Origin of the sequence: Streptomyces sedi (genome assembly GCF_006335015.1) — a bacterium.
Taxonomy (GTDB): domain Bacteria; phylum Actinomycetota; class Actinomycetes; order Streptomycetales; family Streptomycetaceae; genus Streptomyces; species Streptomyces sedi.
Genome location: NZ_VDGT01000031.1, coordinates 37,249 through 57,686, shown reverse-complemented (window position 1 = coordinate 57,686; position 20,438 = coordinate 37,249). Strand labels below are relative to the sequence as shown.

At 72.7% G+C, this 20,438-nt stretch carries 19 protein-coding genes and 1 rRNA gene; 10 read left to right on the top strand and 10 right to left on the bottom strand.

The features are described 5' to 3' along the window. Together rrf and FH715_RS27065 are read left to right on the top strand one after the other, a co-directional pair. Positions 1–91: ribosomal RNA gene (gene rrf, locus FH715_RS27070) — 5S ribosomal RNA — on the top strand; the annotation flags it as partial. A 101-nt stretch (positions 92–192) separates the two neighbouring features. After that, positions 193–675 (top strand): GNAT family N-acetyltransferase, encoded by a 483-nt coding sequence (locus FH715_RS27065; protein WP_139649965.1) that lies wholly within the window; start codon positions 193–195, stop codon positions 673–675. Here FH715_RS27065 and FH715_RS27060 read toward each other — a convergent pair. From FH715_RS27060 to FH715_RS27030, 6 genes are all read right to left on the bottom strand, one after another. Continuing rightward, on the bottom strand, positions 660–1,880 hold the full coding sequence (locus FH715_RS27060; protein WP_139649963.1) for a type VI secretion protein: 1,221 nt from the start codon (positions 1,878–1,880) through the stop codon (positions 660–662). The genes FH715_RS27065 and FH715_RS27060 overlap by 16 nt on opposite strands. Before the next feature lie 6 nt (positions 1,881–1,886). Next, positions 1,887–3,296: an ATP-binding protein gene (locus FH715_RS27055; protein ID WP_139649960.1), complete on the bottom strand. Its 1,410-nt coding sequence runs from the start codon at positions 3,294–3,296 to the stop codon at positions 1,887–1,889. 110 nt (positions 3,297–3,406) lie between these two features. Then, positions 3,407–4,960 (bottom strand): SCO6880 family protein, encoded by a 1,554-nt coding sequence (locus FH715_RS27050; protein ID WP_139649959.1) that lies wholly within the window; start codon positions 4,958–4,960, stop codon positions 3,407–3,409. Next, entirely contained in the window at positions 4,957–6,243 is a 1,287-nt protein-coding gene (locus tag FH715_RS27045) for a hypothetical protein (RefSeq protein ID WP_139649957.1), read from the bottom strand. The genes FH715_RS27050 and FH715_RS27045 overlap by 4 nt, the downstream gene beginning before the upstream one ends. Further along, complete coding sequence (locus FH715_RS27040; protein WP_139649955.1) at positions 6,233–7,054, bottom strand: DUF8175 domain-containg protein; 822 nt, start codon at positions 7,052–7,054, stop codon at positions 6,233–6,235. The genes FH715_RS27045 and FH715_RS27040 overlap by 11 nt, the downstream gene beginning before the upstream one ends. 589 nt (positions 7,055–7,643) lie before the next feature. After that, positions 7,644–8,672: a sigma-70 family RNA polymerase sigma factor gene (locus tag FH715_RS27030; RefSeq protein WP_139649950.1), complete on the bottom strand. Its 1,029-nt coding sequence runs from the start codon at positions 8,670–8,672 to the stop codon at positions 7,644–7,646. Positions 8,673–9,018: 346 nt separating this feature from the next. Between FH715_RS27030 and FH715_RS27025 the strand changes: the two genes are divergently transcribed. Then, positions 9,019–10,569, top strand: a complete 1,551-nt coding sequence (locus tag FH715_RS27025) for a protein kinase domain-containing protein (RefSeq protein ID WP_139649948.1) — start codon at positions 9,019–9,021, stop codon at positions 10,567–10,569. Positions 10,570–10,660: 91 nt separating this feature from the next. Here FH715_RS27025 and FH715_RS27020 read toward each other — a convergent pair whose 3' ends face one another. Both FH715_RS27020 and FH715_RS27015 read right to left on the bottom strand, forming a co-directional pair. Continuing rightward, a complete protein-coding gene (locus FH715_RS27020; protein ID WP_139649947.1) occupies positions 10,661–11,524 on the bottom strand; it encodes an Fpg/Nei family DNA glycosylase in 864 nt (287 codons plus the stop codon). A 98-nt stretch (positions 11,525–11,622) separates the two neighbouring features. Then, the gene (locus FH715_RS27015) at positions 11,623–12,132 is read right to left on the bottom strand and encodes a MarR family winged helix-turn-helix transcriptional regulator (protein ID WP_139649945.1); all 510 of its coding nucleotides are present in this window, start codon (positions 12,130–12,132) and stop codon (positions 11,623–11,625) included. Positions 12,133–12,260: 128 nt separating this feature from the next. Here FH715_RS27015 and FH715_RS27010 point away from each other — a divergent pair, with 128 nt between their 5' ends. Then, positions 12,261–12,686 (top strand): Rid family hydrolase, encoded by a 426-nt coding sequence (locus FH715_RS27010; protein ID WP_139649942.1) that lies wholly within the window; start codon positions 12,261–12,263, stop codon positions 12,684–12,686. A gap of 55 nt (positions 12,687–12,741) precedes the next feature. On the opposite strand, the gene FH715_RS27005 is transcribed toward FH715_RS27010, so the two are convergent. Together FH715_RS27005 and FH715_RS27000 are read right to left on the bottom strand one after the other, a co-directional pair. Next, positions 12,742–13,398 carry an O-methyltransferase gene (locus FH715_RS27005; protein WP_139649940.1) on the bottom strand — a complete coding sequence of 219 codons (657 nt, stop codon included), beginning with the start codon at positions 13,396–13,398 and terminating at the stop codon, positions 12,742–12,744. 19 nt (positions 13,399–13,417) lie between these two features. Beyond that, positions 13,418–14,554, bottom strand: a complete 1,137-nt coding sequence (locus FH715_RS27000; protein WP_139649938.1) for a hypothetical protein — start codon at positions 14,552–14,554, stop codon at positions 13,418–13,420. Positions 14,555–14,807: 253 nt separating this feature from the next. Between FH715_RS27000 and FH715_RS26995 the strand changes: the two genes are divergently transcribed. The 6 genes from FH715_RS26995 (at position 14,808) to FH715_RS26970 (ending at position 20,217) form a co-directional block, all read left to right on the top strand. Then, the gene (locus tag FH715_RS26995) at positions 14,808–15,512 is read left to right on the top strand and encodes a UbiX family flavin prenyltransferase (RefSeq protein ID WP_139649936.1); all 705 of its coding nucleotides are present in this window, start codon (positions 14,808–14,810) and stop codon (positions 15,510–15,512) included. A gap of 77 nt (positions 15,513–15,589) precedes the next feature. Continuing rightward, a complete protein-coding gene (locus FH715_RS26990; protein WP_139649934.1) occupies positions 15,590–16,051 on the top strand; it encodes an Lrp/AsnC family transcriptional regulator in 462 nt (153 codons plus the stop codon). Between the two features lie 46 nt (positions 16,052–16,097). After that, on the top strand, positions 16,098–17,264 hold the full coding sequence (gene mqnE / locus FH715_RS26985; RefSeq protein WP_139649932.1) for an aminofutalosine synthase MqnE: 1,167 nt from the start codon (positions 16,098–16,100) through the stop codon (positions 17,262–17,264). 12 nt (positions 17,265–17,276) lie between these two features. After that, positions 17,277–17,858, top strand: a complete 582-nt coding sequence (locus FH715_RS26980; RefSeq protein ID WP_139649930.1) for a GNAT family N-acetyltransferase — start codon at positions 17,277–17,279, stop codon at positions 17,856–17,858. A 17-nt stretch (positions 17,859–17,875) separates the two neighbouring features. Then, positions 17,876–18,409 carry a DUF4229 domain-containing protein gene (locus FH715_RS29480; protein ID WP_342782197.1) on the top strand — a complete coding sequence of 178 codons (534 nt, stop codon included), beginning with the start codon at positions 17,876–17,878 and terminating at the stop codon, positions 18,407–18,409. A gap of 416 nt (positions 18,410–18,825) precedes the next feature. Then, entirely contained in the window at positions 18,826–20,217 is a 1,392-nt protein-coding gene (locus FH715_RS26970; protein ID WP_139649928.1) for a dicarboxylate/amino acid:cation symporter, read from the top strand. Positions 20,218–20,438 lie beyond the last annotated feature (221 nt).

Sequence of the window (20,438 nt, the reverse complement as noted above, 5' to 3'; positions counted from 1 at the left end):
GCCCGGTTACATTCCGAACCCGGAAGCTAAGCTCTTCAGCGCCGATGGTACTGCATGGGGGACCGTGTGGGAGAGTAGGACGCCGCCGGACAATTATTTGAATATGAGGGAGGGTTTCGTCGGAATTCCGATTCCGGCGAAACCCTCCCTCTTTTTGTTGCGCCCGCAACCCGCCGGTGACAGCATCACCACATGACGTACCAGGTGCGGCGGGCCAGGCGGGCGGACTGGGAACGGCTACGGGAGCTGCGGCTCGCCGCGCTGCGCGATCCGGTCGCGCATCTGGCGTTCTTCGAACCCTACGAGGAGGCCGTGCGCCTCGGCCGTCAGGAATGGGAGGGGCGGGCCTCCGACAACGAGCGCACCATTCTCGTCGGCGAGGCCGAGGACGGCAGCTGGGTGGGGATGGTCGGAGTCCACGGACTCGGGGACCATGTCGAGGTCGTCGGCGTCTACATCCACCCCGAGCACCGGGGCACCGGAGTCGCCGGGCAGCTGATGCGGGCCGCGATCGACGAGGCCGACGGCCGCGAGGTCCGACTGCGGGTCCACCAACACAACGCGCGGGCCGCCCGGTTCTACGAGAACCTCGGCTTCCGCCCTACCGGCGCCTCGGCGCCCGACCCCAGAGACCCCGGGCTGGTCGCCCACGAACTGGTCTACCGGCGCCCCTGAGCGGAGGGCGCTTCGCCCACCACCGCCAGCTCCGGCTGGGTCTCGGCGACCGCGTCCAGCAGGGCGCCGCGCAACCCGGCCGTCTCACGGGCGTCCCCGACGACATAGAGCGTGCCGGTCTCGTGGGTGAGATTGTCCAGGGCCAGCGCGTCGACCCGCCCCGGCGAGCAGGACTGACGGATGTGCACCTGCTCCAGGGGGCGCAGGGCGTCGCCGATCAGCTTCAGTGCCGCGTCCCTGCGCCCCGGGTGGGCGGTGAGGGCGCTCTCCAGCTCCATCACCGCGCCGCCGGCCGCCTGGGGATGGGTGCGCAGGACGCGTCCCGGCTCACCGAGGGAACGCCCCTGCGCCCAGCGCGGGATGTGCTGGAAGGGCTCGCCGGCGAGGGCCGCCGCGTGCAGACAGCAGCGGAGGAGGGTCTCCGCGGTCTCCGCGTCGAGTTGGAAGATCGGCTCGGCGGGGCGCACCGGCGCCAGCAGGCGCTCGGCACGGCGGCGGGCCGTCGGCATCCGCTCGCAGCCGCGGTGCGGGGCCCAGCGCAGCCGCACCGGCGCCTCGGTGAGATGGCCGGGGTCGTAGACGTGCAGCGGGCCGCGCCTGCCGCGTTGCTTCGCCGTCCGCGTCCACAGACTGCCGTCCGGGTCGACGACGACCAGCCCGCCCGGGGCGTCGAGTACCTCGCCGACCGGGTCGGCGCGCGGCGGCGGCGGAGCCGTCTGGTGGACCGGGACGGCCGGCGCCGGCGGTGACGGGACCGGGTCCACCGGGGCCGTCTCGAACGGGGCGTGGGGCTCGGGCTCCGGCGGCAGCTCGTCGGCGATCCGGCGGGCGGCTCGGCGGGCACGCCAGGTGGTGACGCGGATCGAGACGAAGAGCGCGAGGGAGAAGAGCACCACCAGCTGGAGGAGGAACGTGCCCCAGACGAGGGTGGCGCTGGGCAGCGCCTCGGGCGGGGCGTCGGCCCAGGCGCCGGGGATGTCGCCGGGGTCGGTGAGCAGCCCGCGGAGGGCGCGGCCGACGTTGAGGAAGGTGACGCCCTCGGGCCAGGAGCCGTGGCGGAGCCAGCCGCCGAGCCCGGTGGCCGTCCAGGTGAGGACGGCCAGCGCGAGCGTCACTCCCAGCAGGCCGACGAGCAGGGTGTCGGAGATCCCGCCGCCGCGTCGGGAGGGTCCGGTGGGGCCGAGGGGCTGGTGGTGCTGCGACATGGGGGACTACCCGACTCCCTGGCGCTTCTCGAAGGACATCACCCTCGCCTCCGTCTCCGCTTCGAGGAGGTCGTCGACGCCCTCCGGCTCCTCGGAGGCCCGCGAGACGGAGGACTCGGTCATGGCGCGGTCGGTGAAGACCAGGGGGCGTTCGGCTTCGGTGACCAGGTGCTTGACGACCTGGACGTTGCCGTTGACGTCCCAGACGGCCATGCCGGGGGTGAGGGTGGGGATGATCTCGACGGCCCAGCGGGGCAGGCCGAGTACCTGGCCGGTGGATCTGGCCTCGTCGGTCTTCTGGGCGTAGACGGTGCGGGTGGAGGCCATCTTGAGGATGGCGGCGGCCTCCTTGGCCGCGGCGCCGTCGACCACGTCGGAGAGGTGGTGGACGACGGCGACGAAGGAGAGTCCGAGCCGGCGGCCGAACTTCAGCAGGCGCTGGAAGAGCTGGGCCACGGACGGGGAGTTGATGATGTGCCAGGCCTCCTCGACGAGGAAGATCCGTTTGCGGCGGTCGGGCCTGATCCAGGTGTGCTCCAGCCAGATGCCGACGATGGCCATGAGGATCGGCATGGCGATGGAGTTGCGGTCGATGTGCGAGAGGTCGAAGACGATCAGCGGGGCGTCGAGGTCGATGCCGACCGTGGTCGGGCCGTCGAACATGCCGCGCAGGTCGCCGTCGACGAGCCGGTCGAGGACGAGGGCGACGTCCAGGCCCCAGGCGCGGACGTCCTCCAGGGCGACGTTCATCGCGTCGGCGGCCTCCGGCATGGGGTGGCGGAGGCGTTCGACGATGTCGGTGAGGATGGGCTGGCGGTCGACCATGGTCTGGTTGACGTAGGCGTGCGCCACCTTGAGGGCGAAGCCGGAACGTTCGTCCAACGGGCGGCCGAGCGCGACCTCGATGATGGTGCGGAGCAGCGCGAGCTGTCCCGTGGTGGTGATCGCCGGGTCCAGCGGGTTGAGCCGCACGTCGTCGTCGAGGGCGGCCATCGGGTCGAGCCGGATGGGGGTGATGCCGAGCTGCTGGGCGATCAGGTTCCACTCGCCGACGCCGTCCTCGCCCTGGGCGTCGAGGACCACGACCTGGCGGTCGCGGAAGCGGAGCTGGCGCAGGACGTAGGTCTTCTCCAGGGCGGACTTGCCGTTGCCTGACTCGCCGAGGACCAGCCAGTGGGGGGCGGGCAGCTGCTGACCGTAGAGCTGGAAGGGGTCATAGATATACCCCTTGCCGGAGTACACCTCCCGTCCGATGATCACGCCGGAGTCGCCGAGACCGGGGGCGGCGGTGGGGAGGTAGACGGCCTGGGCCTGTCCGGTCGAGGTGCGCACCGGGAGCCGGGTGCTCTCCGTTCTGCCGAAGAGCAGGCTGGTGAACGCCTCGGTGAGAGCGGTCATGGGGTCACGGGGTGGCATGGTGGCACCTCCTTCACCGTGCGGACCCGCCGTGGTCGGGCGGCGGGTTCGTCGGGGTGGTCGGGGTAGGCGGGGGGCTCAGCGGGGGGAGAGCGGTGGCTCGGTCAGGGTCACCGCCTGATCCCGGTGGCGAAGGGGAGGGTGTTGACGAAGGCGCGGTGGTGCTCGCGGTCGCACCATTCGAGCTTGAGGTAGGACTTGCCGGCGGAGGCGCGGATGGTGCGCTTGTCGCGGGCGAGGGTCTCGGGGTTGGGGGAGGAGACCGTGATGTAGCCGACGAGGTTGACGCCGGCGGCGCCGGAGGCGAGGTCGTCGCCGCGCTGGTCGACGCGGCTGTGCGCGGCGACGTCACGGGGGTCGACGGTGCGGTTCATCTTGGCGGCGCGGGACGCCTCGGCCTCGTCGTTGGTCTTCTCCGTGAGCATCCGCTCGATGGCCAGCTCGGTGGGCTCCAGGTCCATGCAGACGGCCACGGTGCGGATCACGTCCGGGGTGTGGACCAGCAGGGGGGCCAGGAAGTTGACGCCGACGGGGGTGAGCGGCCACTCCTTGACCCAGGCGGTGGAGTGGCACCAGGGGTCGCGGGTGCCGGACTCGCGGGTCTTGGCCTGGAGGTAGGTGGGCTCGCGGGCGTCCAGCTCGGCCGGCCAGGCGTTGCGCTTGGACATGGCCTGGATGTGGTCGATGGGGTGGTCCGGGTCGTACATGGAGTGGATCAGGGAGGAGAGGCGGGCCTCGCCGAGGGGCTGACGGACCCTGATGTCGGCTTCGGTCAGGCGCGCGCAGATGTCGGTCAGTTCCCGTGCCATGACGATCGCGAGGGCCTCGTCCTGGGAGAGCCGGCGCTGGCCGCGCTGTGTCTTGGACGCCTTGACGATGGAGCTGGCCTCGTTGCTCAGCTCGCGCGAGTGGTGCATGCAGGCGACGAGGTAGGCGCGGTGCTGCTCGCTGGAGGTGGAGACCATGGACTGGAGCTGGTCGTAGGAGTCCTGGATCCAGGCGGGGGAGTTGGCGGCGCCGCGTTCGAGCACGTCGTTGGCGTGGGCGTCGGGGTCGGCCGGCAGGGTGCGGGCCAGCATCTGGAGGCGGGTGACGTGGCCGTCGCCGTTGGCGACGTGCTTGAGGAGGGTGCCGAAGCGCTCGACGAGCGCCTCCTGGTCCTCGCTGTCGCGCAGGCCGACGCCGGGGCCCTCGATCTCGATGGCCGTGGTGATGGTGCGGCGGTCGGTGTGCAGCAGCACGGCCAGCTCGTCGGGGCCGAACGGCGCGGTCAGCCAGTGCACCCGGCCCACGCCGGGGGGCGCGCCGATCTCGATCTCGCGCCCGTCGATCAGGGTGCCGGCCTCGGCGGCGGCGGACTGGTATCTGGCGCCGCGGCGCTGGAGGCGGCGGAAGGAACGGTTGATCTCGAACCACCTGTAGAACGTGCGGCCGTTGTACGGGACGTAGACCGCGGCCAGGGCGACCATGGGGAAGCCGACGAGGCCGACGATGCGGGCGCTGAGCACCGGGATGAGGAGTCCGCTCATCATGCCGAGGAAGGCGCCGACGACGATCATCGCGATCTCGCCCGTCTCGCGGTTCTTCCCGACGAGGGCCTGGGGCCGGGCGCGGCCGATCAGATAGGTGCGGCGTCTGGTGAGCGTCTGCGGTGGGGCGGTCACCGGCTATCCCCTCGATTCCCTGGACTGGCCTGGCGGTTGCCTGCTCCCGAGGACGATGATGGCCCGGATTGGCCGGAACGGGTACCGTGCGCGGCGACTCCGCCGGCCAGGGGGTTGGAGGGGCGGGCCGCGCCCTGGCCTCCGCCGGCCTGCCCGCCGCCGGAGGCACCGCCGCCCTCGCGGGTGCCGTGGGTGCTCATGCCCTGGCGCAGGGTCGTGGCCGGGGTGGAGATGGCGGCCTTGGCGGCGCGGCTTGAGGTGTCGCTGCGCGCGGCGCGGTGGCTGACGATCTCGTCGCCGAAGCCGGGGACGAAGCGGTAGATCATCGCGGAGGCGAAGATCGCCAGCAGGATGATGGCGAGCCCGGAGACGATCGCGGAGGTGGCGGTCGGTCCGTCGTCCGTGGTGAGGGCGGAGGCGAGGCCGAGAACGATCACGATGACCGGCTTGATCAGGATGATCGCGATCATGATGCCGGCCCAGCCGCGGACGTGGCCCCAGAGGTTCTTGTCGACGAGGCCGGCGTAGACGGCGGTGCCGAGGAGGGCGCCGACGTAGAGCATGGCGGCCCTGATGATGAGTTCGAGGGAGAGGACGCCGGCGGCCAGGATGGAGATCAGGGAGACGACGATCAGCATGATCGGGCCGCCGCCGATCTCCTCGCCGGACTCCAGGGCGGCGGCGAACTCGCCGAAGAACGCCTCGGAGTTGTCCCCCGTGCCGGCGACGATCGCCTCCGAGACGCCGTCCGTCGCCGAGACGACGACATAGAGGATCAGGGGGGTGAAGGCGGAGGCCATCACGGTGAGCCAGAGGAATCCGATGGCCTCGGAGAGCGCCGTCGTCAGGGGCACGCCGCGGATGGCGCGCTTGACGATGGCCAGCAGCCACAGGACCAGCGTGAGGACGGTGGAGGCGGCGAAGACGACGGCGTACTGGCGGAGGAAGGAGGCGTTGGTGAAGTCGACGTTGGTGGTCGCGGAGACCAGCTCGGACAGCTCGCCGACGAGCCAGGCAGCGGCGTCGGCGAAGCTGCGGGCGATGCCGGAGATCGGGTCGAGGGAGTCGCTGACGGAGGAGCCGCCGCCGTTGTCGCCGGTCTCGGTGCCGCCCTCGCAGAGGTCCCTGGCGCCGCCGGAGATCAGCTCGCAGTCCGCGTTGCCCTCGTTGCCCTCGTCGTCCTCGTCGGCGCGGGCGCCCGGCGCGGTGACCAGGCCGGCGGTCAGCAGGGCCGCCGGGCCCAGGGTCAGTGCGGTCAGGCGGCGCCGTGGGTCAGCGCGCATAGGTGAACCCCCCGAACTCCTCGATGGCTTCGGCGATCTCCTCGGCGCCGGAGATCCGGTTGTCGCCGTTGACGGGGGTGGGGCCCTCGGTCTGCTCGGTGGTGATCACCTTCCAGTCCGAGTCCTCCCAGGTGAGGGTCAGCCGCATGGTGAACCAGCTGGTGCGCACCGGGCTCTGCGAGTCGAGTCCCGCGAGTCCGAAGAGGCCGGCGCACCAGACGGAGATCTCGGCCGTGGTGGCGGAGTAGGACTCGGTGGTGCTGCCGATGGGCAGGGTGCGGTTGACGAACGTGCTGCCCTCGGGGGCGGCGCCGTCGGCGTCCAGGCCGACGGACTCGTTGAGCCCGCCGTACTCGGCGGCGAGGGACTCCAGCAGCTCGTCGCGGGTCTGCTCGGAGCTGATGGTGCCGACGATCGCGTCGCGCTCCGTCGCGTTGAACATGCCGGTGCCGCCGAGCGCGACCGCGTAGTTGGCGGCGGCGCTCTGGGCGCCCTGCTCGGTCTGGGCGAAGCCGGAGGGGATGCCGTTGGTGGCGCCTTCGACGGGCAACTCGCCGGTGGGGGCGGTGGCCTGGGCGCGGGGGCCGTCGGAGCCGTCGCCCGAGGAGTCCCGGTCGCCGTCGCGGGCCTGGTTGGCGAAGACGATCGCGGCGACGAGGAGGACGACGACGGCGACGATGGTGATCATGTTGCGGCCGGGGGAGGACGGGGGCCTGCGGTCCTGTGAGGACGGCTGGTCGGGCAGGCGCGTTCTCGTCTGGGCGGGGACACTTCCGGCGCGTGCGTCGTCGTAGTCGTCGCCGTAACTCATGTTCGCGCCCCCTCAACAGCAGCGAGTCTATTACCTCCTCACATGACGTTAGCGCCCTCCACTGACGTTCCGCCCCCTCACAGCGGAGTTGATCTCCCGGGGAGGGTAAGTGCCGCGCCTCCGGCGCGTGATGGAGTGTCGGGGCGCTCGGGAGCGCGCCGGCGGTCGGGCGGTGGGGTCGTCGGTGCGGAGGGGGCGTGGGAGGCCGGGGTACGGGGCCGAGCGGCTGGTCAACGGGGCGTCAACGGGCCTTGTGGCGGGGCGTGTCGGGCCGTGCCGGGGCGCCGTGCGGCTCGGCGGGCGGTGGCCCGATGAGTTCGGCGCGCGGGGCGGGTCCTGATGTCGTGAAGGGAGCGCGGGGATGGGTGATGTGGAGTTCGTGGTCGAGGGTCCGGTGCGACGTGCGGACGTGCCGGAGTTGTGTGAGCGCCTGGCGGATCTGGTGTGGGCGCGCGGCGCGCGGGTGGTGACGCTGGACGCGCGGGGGCTCGGCGGGCCGGGGCCGGACGCGGTGGAGGCGGTCGCGCGCCTGGCGCTCACCGCGCGGCGGCTCGGCTGTGAGCCGCGCTTCGCGCGGATCGACGCGCGCCTACTCGGGCTTCTGGGGCTGCTCGGGCTCGGGGAGGTGGTCGGGCAGGCCGAAGAGGGGAAAGAGCCGCGCGGTGTCGAGGAACGCGTTGATGCCCGTGATCCGCCCCCCTGAGATCTCTATGACCTGGAGTGCCCACGGGGACCAGCCGCCGGCCGGGTCCTCGCGGTACTGGCCGAACGCGCCGCAGTCGTTGGCCCGGGTGGGGACCAGCCGGGAGCCCTCGCAGTCGCTGCCCTGGCCGAGCATCCAGTCGGCTATGTCGGAGGGGCCGCGCATCCACAGGGAGTACGGCGGCATGGACAGGGTGGCGTCCTCGGCGAGAAGCGCGGTCAACGCGTCCATGTCGTAGCGCTCGAAGGCGTCCAGATAGCGGGTCAGCAGCGCCCGGTGCTCCTCGCTGAGCGGCTCGCTCGGGCCGGACTCGGTGACGCCGGTGCTGGCGAGGGTGGCGCGGGCGCGCTGGAGGGCGCTGTTGACCGAGGCGACGGTGGTGCCGAGCAGCTCGGCGACCTCGGCGGCGCGCCAGCTGAGCACCTCGCGCAGGATCAGCACGGCGCGTTGGCGGGGGGCGAGGTGCTGGAGGGCGGCGACGAAGGCGAGGCGGATCGACTCGCGGGTCTCGGCGTGCTCCTCGGGCGCCGGCATGGCGCGGACGTCGGGCATGGGCTCGATCCAGGCGGTCTCGGGGAGGGGGGCGCCCAGCGTGGCCGTGGCGGTGGGCTGGGACTCGGTGAGGTCCATGGGGCGGGCGCGGCGCCCGGCGCCGCCGAGCATGGTGAGGCAGACGTTGGTCGCGATGCGGTAGAGCCAGGAGCGCAGCGAGGAGCGGCCCTCGAAGCGGTCCAGCGAGCGCCAGGCGCGGACCATGGTCTCCTGCACGGCGTCCTCGGCCTCGAACGCGGAGCCCAGCATCCGGTAGCAGTAGCCGGTCAGCTCGCCCCGGTACCGCTCCAGGTCCCGCTCGCCGGGCCGGGGGGCGGTGGCCGTGTCACCGGGCGCCGCGGTGCTTCGGGTCGGTGTGGTCATCTCGGGCTCCTGGCTGCCTCGGGTCCTGACGGCCGGGGGTGGCTCCGCCGGCTTCGCGTGACCGGTCCGATCCCGCTGCGGTCAGCGTAGCCAGGGGGTCTGACAATGGGCCGTTTGTCGCGTCGGCACGCCGTTGACCTGGGGTGATCATCCGTTCGGCGGGGATGGGGGGCGGAGATGGGCGGAGCCTGTCGGCCGGCGCGGGGGCGGGCTTCCGGCCCGGGCTGTGACGGCGGCGGGCACGCGTTCCTCACGAGTGCCGTCCCTCGGCCGTGGGCCCGGGCGCGTACCGCCGAATAAAGTAGCGGTAGCGGCGTTTTGGGGTTGCTGACCGAGTCGAGGCCGGGTGACTGGCAGGGGGTGCGTGGTGGCGCGGGAGCGGATCATCGACGGGCGGTATCGGCTGGGGCGGCAGCTGGGCGAGGGCGCCATGGGGACGGTGTGGGAGGCGTTGGACCTGCGGCTGGAGCGGCAGGTCGCGGTCAAGGTGGTGGGTAGTTCCGCGGTGGGGCGCGATCCGCGGGCCAGGGAGCGGTTCGAGCGGGAGGCGAAGCTGCTGGCCGGGCTCTCCAGCCCGTTCATCGTCACGGTGCACGACGTGGGGGAGACGGACTTCGGCGACGGCGACCTGGGCCAGTCGGTGCTCTATCTGGTGATGGAGCGGCTGCACGGCAGGTCGCTGGAGGCGGTGCTGGCCACGGAGCTGCCGCCGCTGGCCGAGGTGGCGCGGTGGGGCGAGCAGGTGTGCCGGGCGCTGGCCGTGGCGCACGAGTCGGGGGTGGTGCACCGGGACCTGAAGCCGGCCAACGTGATGGTCGGCCCCGACGGGCTGGCCCGGGTGCTGGACTTCGGGATCGCTGCCGTGCTGGCCGAGTCGACCGACCACGCGCGGCTGACCTCGACCGGGGTGGTGGTGGGCACGCCCTCGTACATGTCGCCCGAGCAGATCGAGGGCGGTGCGGTCGGTTTCCGCAGCGACCTGTACTCGGCGGGCTGTGTGCTGTACGCGCTGGTCACGGGGCAGCCCCCGTTCAGCGGGCCGTCGTTGTACCAGTTGCTGCGGCAGCAGATGGAGAGCGACCCGCAGCCGCCGGGCGAGCGCAGGGCGGGGGTGCCGGCGGCGTGGGACCAGCTGATCCTCGCGATGCTGGAGAAGCGGCCCGAGGCGCGGCCGGCCAGCGCGACGGAGGTCGCCGACCGGCTGCGGGAGCTGTCGCTGAGCGCGGCGGCGGCGACGGTGCTGCTGCCGGCGCAGCCGGTGGTGGCGCCCGCGGTGTACGAGCCGACGCGGGTCGACCCGCGGTCGGTGCTGCTGGCCAGCTGCCCGCATCCGGACGGCGGCCGGCTGCCGTTGGCCACCGGGCAGCGGATGCGGCTGAGCGACGTGCTGCCGCTGGCCGAGGCGTTCACCGTGGCCGTGGACTGGCGGGCGGACGAGGGGATGGACGTGGACGCCAGCGCGCTGGTGCTGGACGCGGGCGGGCAGGTGCTCTCCGACGAGCACTTCGTCTTCTACAACAACCCGGAGCCGGCGGGCGTCGGCGTGACGTTGGCGGGGGACGACCCGGAGGCGCTGTTCACGGTGCTGCTGCCGGAGCTGGGTGAGGAGGCGCGGCGGGTGGTCTTCGCGCTGTCGCTGCACGAGGAGGAGCCGGGCGGCGGGCACGACCTGGCGGCGGTGGGCCGCCCCCATCTGCGGCTGCTCGACGCGGAGAACGGCACCGAGCTGCTCTGCTACGGCTTCCCCGACGGGCCGCCGGGGGTCACGGGGGTGACCGTGGGGGAGCTGGTGCGGGACGACGACGGCTGGCTGTTCTCGGCGAACAGCCGGGGGTTCGCCGGCGGGCTGGCGGAGATCGCGGAGTCGTACGGGGTGCGGGTGGAGGCGGAGGCCTGACGCCTCCCGGCCGGCGGGGTGGCGGGCCGGCGTGGTGTCGGGGTGCCGGTGCTCGGTGCTCGGGGCTCGGGGCTTCGGGGGCTTCGGGGCGCTACTTCAGCAGGCGGGAGAGGCGCCGGTCGGCCAGCGGGCGGCCACCGGTCTGGCAGCGCGGACAGTACTGGAGGGAGGAGTCGCGGTAGGCGACCTCCCTGATGGGCTCGCCGCACACCGGGCACGGCTGTCCCGTGCGGCCGTGGACCCGCAGTCCGCTCTTCTTCTCGGCCTTCAGGTCGCCGGCGGCCAGCCCCCTGGCGCGCTCCACCGCCCCGTCGAGCGTTTCGCGCAGCGCCCGGTAGAGCCGGGCGACGCCGTCGGCTTCCAGGCGGTCGGCGAGCTGGAACGGGGACATCCGCGCGGTGTGCAGGATCTCGTCGGAGTAGGCGTTGCCGACGCCGGCGAGCACGCTCTGGTCGCGCAGCACGCCCTTGAGGCGGTGGTGCTGGCCGCGCAGCAGGGCCGCGAGGGTCTCCTCCGTGAAGTCGTCGGCGAGCGGGTCGGGGCCGAGGCGGGCGACGCCTGGCACCTCGTCGGGGTCGCGCACGCAGTGGACGGCGAGCCGCTTCTGGGTGCCGGCCTCGGTCAGGTCGAAGCCGGCGCCGTCGGTCAGCGTCAGCCGCAGCGCGAGCGGGCCCTTGCCCGGTCTGGGGGGCGCGGTCGGCTGGGTCGCGCGCCAGCGCAGCCAGCCGGCGCGCGCCAGGTGGATCACGAGGTGGATCTCGTCGTCGACGACGAGATCGAGGAACTTGCCGTGCCGCGCGACGGCGCTGAAGGGCCGGCCGGCGACCGCCTCCAGCGGCGGGTCGTACGTCTTCAGCACGTGGAACGCGACCGGAACGGCGCGGGCGACGGTCCGCCCCACGAGGCGGTCGTCGAGGAGGTCGCGCAGGGCGGCCACTTCGGGTAGTTCGGGCATGGGTTCCAGCGTATGCCCGTTTTGCCCGCGCCGGTCGGTGCCCGCCCGCGCCCCGCGCCCGGGCGCCCGGGCGCCCGCCTGTCGCCGTCGCCGCGCGGTCAGCCGAAGTCGTCGGGGACGATGCGGAGCTTCTGGGCGACGCGGGCGAGTGCCTTCTGGTCGGTCGTGTTGAGGGCGTCGAGGACGGTGCGGCGCACGGAGCGCAGATGGGTGGGGGCGGCCTCCTCCACGAGCGCGAAGCCCGTGTCGGTGAGCTGGGCGAGGGTGTAGCGGCCGTCGGTCGGGTCGGGGGCCCTGGCGATCCAGCCGCGCTGTTCGCAGCGCTTGACGACGTTGGAGAGGCGGGAGAGCGACCCGCTGGCGAGGAAGGCCAGCTCGCCCATCCGCAGCCTGCGGCTCGGTGCCTCGGAGAGATGGCTGAGCACCAGGTACTCGAACAGGGTGAGGCCGTGCTCCTGCCGCAGCGGCGACTCCAGCTTGCCGGGCAGCAGCAGGACGAGCGAGACCAGCCCCGTCCACGCCTCCTTCTCCCGCTCGTCGAGCCAGCGCGGCTCGTCGTCTTCCTCGTGGGTGTTCGTCCCGCTCACGGGCCCTCCCGTGCTGTCCATGGGTCTGTCCGTCCTGTGGGCGACGCGCGCCATCACTTTGCGCTTGAAGTCATCGCTTGCTAGTCTCACTTTACGCGTGAAGTCATTGAAGGGGGGCACGCACCCCCGTGTGAGGAAGAGGAAGCATCATGAGCACCGTTACCTTCGGCGTGACTCCCGGCTTCGGCGAGAAGCTGCACGAGGCCCTCGGCTACAGTGGGGCCGTCCGGGTCGGCGACCGGGTGGAGATCTCCGGCCAGGGCGGGGTGGACGACGACCTGGTCGTCCCCGAGGCGCTGGAGGACGAGATCGTCCTGGCCTTCGACAACGTGGAGCGCACGCTCGCCACCGTCGGCGCGACCTGGAAGGACGTCATCCACGTCAACTCGTACCACCGGGTCGCGCCCGGGGACGACGTCATCGGCGAGGACCACAACGCGGTCATGGCCGAGCAGTTCCGCCGCCGCCTCGGCGGACGCGCGCCGATCTGGACCGAGACCGGCGTCACGGTCCTCGGCCTCGCCGCGATGCGCGTGGAGATCCGCGTCACCGCCGTCGTCGGCTCCGGGAGCTGAGCGCACGCCGGCCGCCCGACCGCGTCCCCGCGCGGCGGCGCGGCGTGCGCGGCGGTCAGGGCCGTTCGCTCTTCCGGACCAGCGTGAGGCCGTCGCGGAGGGGGAGCAGCACCGACTCGACGCGGGGGTCGGCGGTGACGATGTCGTTGATCTCCCTGATCGCGCGGTCGGCCGGGTCCTGGGCTTCGGGGTCGACGACGCGTCCGGAGCGCAGCGTGTTGTCGAGGAGGATCAGCCCGCCGGGCCGCAGCCGGCGCAGGGTCTCCTCGTAGTAGACGGGGTAGCCGACCTTGTCGGCGTCGATGAACGCCAGGTCGAACGCCTCCTCGTCGGGCAGCGACTTGAGGGTGTCGACGGCCGGGCCCAGCCGCAGCTCGATGCGTTCGGCGAGGCCGGCGCGCTGCCAGTAGCGGCGGGCGATCGAGGTCCACTCCTCGCTGATGTCGCAGGCCAGCAGCGTGCCACCGGGGGCGAGGCCGCGGGCGATGGAGATCGACGAGTAGCCGGTGAAGACGCCGACCTCCAGCGCGCGGCGCGCGCCGACCAGCCGCGTCAGGAGCGTGAGCAGCGCGCCCTCGTCCTGGCTGATCTGCATGCTCAGGTGCCCTGGCAGGGTGGCCGCCGTCTCGGCCGCGAGGTCGCGCAGCACCTCGTCGGCCGGCGTCGCGTGGTCCAACAGGTAGTCGTTGAGCGCGGGGTTGACGATGTCCATGGCGGGCACCCTATGCCCCTCAGGGCTGCATCGGACCGGGGATGTCCGCCCGGTTCTCGTCCTCGTTCCGCTCCTCCTCGCGGACCGCGAGGTAGAGCAGCGCGACGGTCAGGTCGTCGGGGCTGACCGGGCCGGCGGACTCGGGCGCGGTGAGGGAGAGCGCGGCGCCGCCGGCCAGGGAGAGGCGCAGCGGCAGCGCCCCGGCGTCCGCGGTGTGCAGCTGGCCGAGGTCGAACGTCGCCTCGGAGAGCACGCCGTTGCGGATGGCCAGGTGCGCCTCGACCTCGGCGTCGTCGGCGACGGGATCGCCGACCAGCGGCGGCAGCCCGTACCGCTCGACCTGCTCCTCCATCAGGCCGAGCATCGGGTCCAGCGCCTGGCGCGCCTGGGCCGCGGTCATCCGCACGGTGACGCGTTCGGCGCCGCGCTCCTCGCCCTCGTGGTGGGTGGTCGCGCCGTCGGCGAGGGCGTCGCGCAGCTGGCCGACGAGGTCCCACTGGTCGCGCGGCTGGAGGAGCGCGTCGCCGTCCTCGACGGTGGCGGCGAGGGCGCGGGCGGCGCCCGCGGGGACGCCGCCGTAGCGGGCCAGGGCCTCGGCGTAGGCCGGGTACTGGAACGGGTCGACCTCCACCCACTCCCCGTGCAGCCCGGTGGCGGCGTCCGCCAGGGACTCGGGGAGGTGGCCGGCGTCCTGGGCGAACCGCTCGGCGCGGGCGACGGCGGCCTCGTCGCCGCCGAAGACGTCCTCGACGACGGCCTCACCGCCCACCCTGAGGTAGGTGACCTCCTCGACCTGCTTGAGACCGAGCACGTCCCGGCCGCCGAAGTTGACCGTCCACGAGCTGTTGCGCGGGTCCTCGGGGGCGAGGTCCCGCATCCGGGTCTCCTCGTCCGGGTCGCCCACGGAGAACGTCAGCTCCAGGTCGGTCAGGAGCCGGGTCTCCTCGGGCGTGGGCTGCCGGCCGTCGGGCCCCGCGGTCCGCGAGAGGTAGGCGTGCAGCTCGTCGGCGCCGAGGTCGAGGGTGGCGCCGACGGTCATCGCCTGCCGGTCCAGCAGCTCGTCGATGGAGTCGGTGACGGCGAACCCGGCCTCCGCGCTCTCGGCGACCTGGCAGGCGGCAGCGCTTCCGGTGGCCAGCAGCGCGACGCCGCCCATCGCGGCGATCCGCCGCAGGCGGGTTCGGGGGCGGGTGCGGTCGTTGATGTCGGGACTCCTGTCCGAGGGGGCGAGGACGCGGGCCCACCGGTCGAGGGTGGCCTCGGCGTCCAGTGTCCATGTCCGCGGCGCGGCGTGACCCGCGGGGCGCCGTCTGTGGCCGACGCGTCACCGTCCGGTAAGCAGCTCGTTGCCTGTACGACAAGATGCCCCGTCGAGGGCGGCTGTCAGCGGCGCCGGTTAGCCTCGACGCATGAACGAGGCTGGTCCGGCGGACGGGCGCGCGGGGGCCGGGCGGCGGCCGTGGGTGGTGGGCGTCTCGGGCGCCTCGGGGACGCCCTACGCGGCGGCGGTGCTGCGGGGGCTGCTGGCGGCGGGGGAGTCGGTCGATCTGGTGGTGAGCCGCGCGGCGCGGTTGACGCTGCGGGACGAGACGGGCGTCTCCTTCCGCGACGGGCACTGGGAGTCCGACCTGGCTGCGTGGCTTTCGCGCGGCGCCGACGGGACGGAGGGGGCGTTCGCGCCCGAGCTGTCCCGGGTGCGGTACTGGCCGGCGGGCGACCTGGCGGCGGGGCCCTCCTCCGGGTCGTACCCGGCCAGGGGCATGGTGATCGTGCCGGCCTCCACGGCCTCGGTCGCCGGTGTCGCGCTGGGACTCTCCAAGGACCTGTTGCAGCGGGCGGCCTCCGTGACCCTCAAGGAGCGGCGCCCGCTGGTGGTCGTGGTGCGGGAGACCCCGTTGAACGGCCCGACCCTGCGGCAGCTGGTCGCGCTCGACGAGGCGGGCGCCGTGGTGCTGCCGGCGTCGCCCGCGTTCTACGCGGGTGCGGGCGACCTCCAGGAGCTGGTGGACTTCGTCGCGGGGCGGGCGCTGGACGCGATGGGCGTGGAGCACGCGCTCTACCGCCGTTGGCGCGGGGAGTTGGGGGGCGCGGCCCGTTCGGCCGGGCACTCGTAGGTGATCGGGGGGCCATGCCTTAGATTCGTCTGTGCGATCGACCGGATACGCCAGGGAACGAGGAGGACGCTGCGAGCATGGACGCCGTGGACAGACAGCTCATCCAGGCGCTGCGGGAGAACGGCCGGGCGTCCTACGCCGAGTTGGGACGTCTGGTCGGGCTGTCGGGGCCGAGCGTCACCGACCGGATCAACCGCCTGGAGGCGGCCGGCGTGATCACCGGCTACCGGGCGACCGTCGACTCCGCCAAGCTGGGTCTCGGCGTGACCGCGCTGGTCGGGGTGCAGCTGTCGGACGCGGTCGACCACGAGGAGGCCGCGGGGCGGTTGCGGGAGCTGGGGGAGATCGAGGACTGCTGGTTCATCGCCGGCGACGACTCCTACATGCTGAAGGTGCGCGCCCCGGACGTGGACGGCCTGGAGCGCACCATCCGCAGGCTCGCCCGCACCAAGGGCGTCTCCCGGACGCGTTCGACCATCGTGCTCTCCACGAAGTGGGAGAACAGGGTCGGCGAGTTGCCCAGGGACGAGCAGGCGTAGCCTCTAAGACGGCGCACAGGACGGACCGCACCCGGGAGGCAGGCAGATGGACGCGGGGTTGAAGCGGGAGCTGGAGGAGAAGGCGCTCTCCGGGGAGAGGCTCTCCCGCGAGGACGGCGTCGCCCTCTACGAGACGGACGACCTCGCCTGGCTCGGCGGCCTCGCGCACGAGGTGCGGACGCGGAAGAACGGCGATGTCGTCTTCTTCAACGTCAACCGCCATCTGAACATGACCAACGTCTGCACGGCCTCGTGCGCCTACTGCTCGTTCCAGCGCAAGCCGGGCGAGAAGGACGCGTACACGATGCGCATCGAGGAGGCCGTCAAGCTGGCGCACGCCATGGAGGGCGACGGCCTCACCGAGCTGCACATCGTCAACGGCCTCCACCCGACGCTGCCGTGGCGGTACTACCCGAGGTCGCTGCGGGCGCTGAAGGAGGCGCTGCCGGAGCAGGTCTCGCTCAAGGCGTTCACCGCGACCGAGATCCACCACTTCGAAAGCATCTCGGGTATGGACGCTTCCGAGATCCTCGACGAACTGATCGACGCCGGACTGGAGTCGCTCACCGGTGGCGGCGCCGAGATCTTCGACGAGGAGATCAGGAGCCAGATCGTCGACCACCGCACGCAGTGGGAGGACTGGTCGCGGATCCACCGGCTGGCGCACTCCAAGGGCCTGAAGACGCCCTGCACCATGCTGTACGGCCACATCGAGGAGCGTCGCCACCGGGTGGACCACGTGCTGCGGCTGCGTGAGCTCCAGGACGAGACCGGGGGCTTCCAGGTCTTCATCCCGCTGCGCTACCAGCACGACTTCGTGGACATGAAGGACGGCAAGATCCGTAACCGGCTCCAGGCCGGCACGACCATGGCCTCCGGCGCCGAGGCGCTGCGCACGTTCGCCGTCTCCCGGCTGCTGTTCGACAACATCCAGCACGTCAAGGTCTTCTGGGTGATGCACGGCGTGGGCACCGCCCAGCTCGCGCTCCAGCACGGCGCCGACGACATGGACGGCTCGGTCGTCGAGTACAAGATCACCCACGACGCGGACAACTTCGGCACCCCCGACAAGCTCACCAGGGACGACCTGCTGGAGCTGATCAGGGACGCCGGCTTCCGGCCCGTCGAGCGGAACACCCGCTACGAGGTGCTGCGCGAGTACGAGGGCCCGGACCCGGCCCGCCGCGACGCGCCGCAGCCGATGCGGGCCTGAGGTCGTGCGGTCATGAGCGAGACGACGACGGTGCCCCGCGCGACCGCCGGGCGCGGCCACCGGGAGGGCTGGCCGCACTTCGTGCTGGACCCGGCGCCCACCGCCGAGCTGTCCGACGGGATCGCCGCGCTCTGGGCCGACGTGACCAACGCCGGCGGCGCGGTGGGCTTCGTCCCCACCGTCACCCCGGAGGACGTCCGCCCGGCGCTCCGACAGCACCTGGTCGGCATGGCCGAGGGCACCACGCGGCTGCTGATCGGCGCCAACGACAGGGGCCGGCCGATGGCCACCGCGTTCCTCCAGCGCAACACCCACCGCCTGATGCGGCACTGGCTGTCGCTGGCGACCGTGATGGTCCACCCCGACTGGCAGGGGCGCGGCGCGGGCCGGGAGCTGATGTCGGCCGCCGCCTCGGCGGCCCGCGCGGTCGACCCCGAGGTCATGGGCATCCGGCTGACCTGCCGCGGCGGCATGGGACTCGAACGTTTCTACACCTCCTGCGGCTACCAGGAGGTGGGGCGGGTCCCCGGCGCGATCAGGGTCGGGGAGAACGACTACCGGGACGACGTCACCCTGTGGCTCCCCCTGGGTTGAGGCGCGAGGAGACCGAGATGCCACAGCAGGAACGTTCCGAACGGCAGCACGAGAAGCCGGAGGGCGCGGAGCCGGAGCACGAGGCTCCCGAGCGCGCGGAGCCGGGGCGCGCGGAGCCGGACGGCGCGCTGCCCGCGCCGCGCGCCCCCGAACGCGCCTCCGCCGCGGGGACCACCGCGGACGCCGAGCCGACCACCGAGGACGACAGGGAACCGCGGATGACCACCGCCACCGCCGACACCGAAACCGACCCCGCCACCGCCGTGCCCACCAGGTCGGCGACGCTGCGCTACACCGCGCTCCGCTTCGGCGTCTTCGTCGGCTGCTTCCTGGTGATCGCCGCGCTCGCCTACGTCGGGGTGGTGCCCGAGTCCTTCGGCACGGCCAACCCGCTCTGGCTGGCGATGCTCTCGCTCGTGGTCTCCGCGCCCCTCAGCCTGGTGCTGCTGCGGCGCCAGCGGGACCAGATGTCCGAGCAGCTCGCGCCGAAGGTGGAGCGCGCCAAGGCCAGGCTCAGCGCCAACCAGGGCATGGAGGACGACGCGAGCTGACGCGCCCCGCGGCACCCCCCGCCGCTGTGATCTGAACGACGCCCCGCCGCGGAATGCGCCCTGCCGGCGGGGCGTTGGCATGTACCGAGGGAACCGGCGGGGACCGGCGGGGAACGGCGGTTTCCCGGATGCCGCGCACTCCCATGACGGCCGGAAGGAGGGGTGCTACCGTGCTCCGCATGAAGACCGCAGCCGCGCCCGCTCCTCTGGTGAGCGTTCCGCTTGTCGCGCGCCTGCACATCGATCTCTGCCGCGTTCTGACCGCGGCCTGTCGCTGACACCTTCGTACCCCCGAGAGTTCGGCGCCCCCGGCGCGACCCCAGCCCGCCCCGAAGGGGCGGCGGTCGCCGTGCGCGGCCCCATCCGGCCCCGATCGTCGTCCCGATACCTTCCTCATTCCCAACCGGAGTGTTCCTGTGTCCTCCTCGTCCCCCGCGGAGTCGTCGCCCTCCGCGCCCTCCGCAGCGGCGCCCAGACCGCGCCGCATATCCCTGCCGCCGTTCTGGGCGCAGATCCTGGCCGGCCTCGTCCTGGGCGTGGTGCTCGGCTGGGTGGCCCGCGAGTGGTCCGTCGACTGGCTGAGCCGGACCCTCGACGAGGTCGGCGGCATCTTCGTGCAGCTGCTGCGGCTCGCCGTCGGCCCGCTGGTCTTCCTCGCCATCGCCGTCTCCATCACCAACCTGCGCAAGGTGTCCAACGCGGCCAGGCTCGCCGCGCAGACCCTGCTGTGGTTCCTGATCACCTCGCTGATCGCGGTCGCCATCGGTCTGACCATCGGGCTGCTGACCAACCCCGGCTCCGGCTCCAACCTCTCCGCCGCCGACGGGGTCGCGCCCGAGAGCAAGGGCTCCTGGCTGGACTTCCTCACGGGAATCGTCCCGACGGACGTGATCACCCCGTTCACCGAACTCAACGTCCTCCAGATCGTGTTCATGGCCGCCGCCGTCGGCGTGGCCGCGCTGAAGCTGGGCGAGCGGGCGGCGCCGCTGATCACGTTCGCCGAGACCTCGCTGGCGCTGCTTCAGAAGGTGCTGTGGTGGATCATCCGGCTGGCGCCGATCGGCACGGTCGGCCTGATCGGCCGGGCCATCGACCAGTACGGCTGGGACCTGCTGGGTGACTACGCGACGTTCACCATCGACGTCTACGTCGGCTCGCTGCTGGTGCTCTTCGGCGTCTACCCGCTGCTGCTGTGGTCGGTCGCCAAGGTCAACCCGCTGCGCTTCTTCCGCGGCGCGTGGCCGGCGATCCAGCTGGCGTTCGTCTCGCGCTCCTCGGTCGGCACGCTGCCGGTCACCCAGAAGGTCACCGAGCGCCTGGGCGTGCCGAAGGAGTACACCTCCTTCGCCGTGCCGTTCGGCGCGACCACCAAGATGGACGGCTGCGCCGCGATCTACCCGGCGCTGGCGGCGATCTTCGTGGCGGAGATCTTCGGCGTGAGCCTGGGCGCACAGGACTACGTGCTGATCGCCTTCGTCTCCGTCATCGGCTCGGCGGCCACCGCCGGCCTCACCGGCGCGACGGTGATGACCACGCTGACGCTCTCCACCCTCGGGCTGCCCCTGGAGGGCGTGGGCCTGCTGCTGGCGATCGACCCGATCCTGGACATGATCCGCACCGCGACCAACGTCGCGGGCCAGGCGACGGTGCCGGTCATCGTGGCCGCCAGGGAGGGCATCCTCGACCGGGACGCGTACGACTCGGCGACCAGCTTCGAGATCAACGACGCCGACCGCGACGAGGAGCCGGCCCCGGCCGACGACCAGCCGTCGGGGGCGCCCCCACGCGCGCGCGAGGCGACCGTCTGACGACGTCCGCCCCCACGCGCCCCCTCGGCCCCGGCCGGCACGGATCACGTGCCGGCCGGGGCCGTTTCGTCGTGCCGGCGCGGGGGGTGCGCGTGATGCGCCCGGGGGGAGCACGGTCCGTGAGCCCATGCCCCACGTGAACCCCCCCGATGTGTGTGTGAACCCCCTTGTGCTCGTTCCCTCAAGGGGTGTGTCGCCTCTTGACTGGTTGATAACCGAAC